2 protein-coding genes are annotated in these 1,966 nt (G+C 45.4%); both read right to left on the reverse strand.

All coding sequences use genetic code 11. The features are described 5' to 3' along the window. On the reverse strand, positions 1-1,163 hold a 1,163-nt coding region (gene rseP / locus JNK13_01425), incomplete at its 3' end, for an RIP metalloprotease RseP (protein MBL7661388.1). 21 nt (positions 1,164-1,184) lie between these two features. Then, a partial coding sequence (locus JNK13_01430) for a 1-deoxy-D-xylulose-5-phosphate reductoisomerase (protein MBL7661389.1) occupies positions 1,185-1,966 on the reverse strand: 782 nt, incomplete at its 5' end.

Below are 1,966 nucleotides of genomic sequence, written 5' to 3' on the forward strand. Positions count from 1 at the left end.
GCTTCAGGACGCTTGCGTGTCAGGTCATTGTGCACAGCAAGCACCATTAAGGCCAAAAGAAAAGCCATGCCTAACTGCTGGGCAATTTCTTTCTTACGCATGCTGAGCGGGCCAAAAACAGCTTCCATGAAGAAAAACAGCAAATGCCCTCCATCGAGTACTGGAATTGGTAAAAGATTAAGTACTGCGAGGCTTACGCTTAAAATCGCCATAAAGCTCAGTAAGCTTTCCATGCCGTTTTTAGCTTGGCGATTTGCTTCTTTGAAGATGAAAATCGGACCGGCTAATTCGTCCGAAGAAACTTTTCCAAAAAGCATGCCAAAGATCCCGACTAGGGTGTGATATGACGAAATCGCAGTCCATTTAGCGCCCATTTCAATAGATTCGATCAGTGAGGCTGGGCGTTTTTCAAAAGAACGTATTACGCCAATCAAATAAACTTTTTCAGTTTTACCAAAAATATTTTTAACTTCGTAGGGCTCAGCCACAACCGGCACTTGCAGATTTTGTCCGGCGCGTTCAACGTCCAGAGTGATATTTGGAGTTTGGGATTTGCGAATTCTTTCTGACATTTCGATAAAGTCAGAAATTGGCGCGCCATTGACGGCTCGAACTTTATCCCCTGCAGTGAGTTTAGCAATAGCGGCTGGAGAGCCGGGCTTAACTTCACCGACTACTGCATCTGTGACTTCCCGTCCGTAAATAGAAATTGTCGCCGCGACTAGTACAAATGCCAGAACGAAATTAAATAAAGGCCCAGCGAAAACAATCCAAGCTCGAGTCAGTAAGCTTTGCTCTAAAAACCAGGTGCTACGATCGGCAAGATAACGTTGAACTTCGGGGTGCACTGGTTGATCTATCGTGGCAGCGTTTAGATCTGGATTAGTGCCTGCAGCTTCTCTGCGCACTTCTTCGTCTGTTGCTTGCGGGCCAGTGAGCATATCTGGAATATCGCCAACCATGCGCACGTAGCCGCCAAGGGGAATCAGCGCGATCGCATACTCAGTTTCTTTATGGCGAAACTTTGCCAACGATGGTCCAAAGCCAACTGAAAACTTAAGCACTCCGACTCCAGACATTTTAGCGGCGATAAAATGTCCGAATTCGTGCACAACAACGAGCACGCCAAGCACAATAATCGGGATAATAATACTTGAAATCACAAAGGCTTAATTCTCTATAGTTTAATGCGTAACTGTCAGATTAGATGCCTGACTACGCGCCCAAGCATCAACTTCATATATATCTTCGAGCGTTAAAATTTTACGACCATGATATCGCGCTAACGTTTCTTCAACAATTTTAGCAATTTGCGTAAACTTTAATTGTTGCCCGAGGAAAGAAGCCACGGCTATTTCATTAGCAGCATTTAATACGATCGGGTATCCCTCTCCTTGCCTGATCACCTCGTAACCGAGCTTAAGTGCTGGAAAACGTTCAAAATCCGGTGCAAAAAATTCTAGTTTCCCGACCTTAGTTAACTCACAGGCAGTCACTCCACTGACAAGCTGGGAGGCTTTTCTCTGTGCTGCGCCGTGATTTGTATCTTCCTTTACAAGCTCAGTTAGGGCGTTAGTAATTGGTACACGCATATCAGCTGGAGCAAGCGCAGCATGGGATTCCCCACTATCTAGATCGACCAAACCATGCACAACGCTTTGTGGGTGAATTAACACAGCGATTTTTTCAGCTGGCAAGTCAAATAAATAATGTGCTTCGACAAGTTCGAGCGCCTTATTAAACATCGTAGCTGAATCAGTTGAAATTTTTGGGCCCATCTTCCAACGCGGATGTGCAATTGCTTGCTCAGGGGTAACCTCAGCTAAGTTCATCACTGGCGTGTGCAAAAAAGGCCCGCCCGATCCGGTGATCGTAACTTTCGACACACTGGCTCGATCGACTTGCTTAAGTAATTGGTATAAACTTTGGTGCTCAGAATCAAGCGGCACGATTTGACAATTAGTAT

The organism is bacterium (assembly GCA_016786595.1).
Taxonomy (GTDB): domain Bacteria; phylum Bdellovibrionota_C; class UBA2361; order SZUA-149; family JAEUWB01; genus JAEUWB01.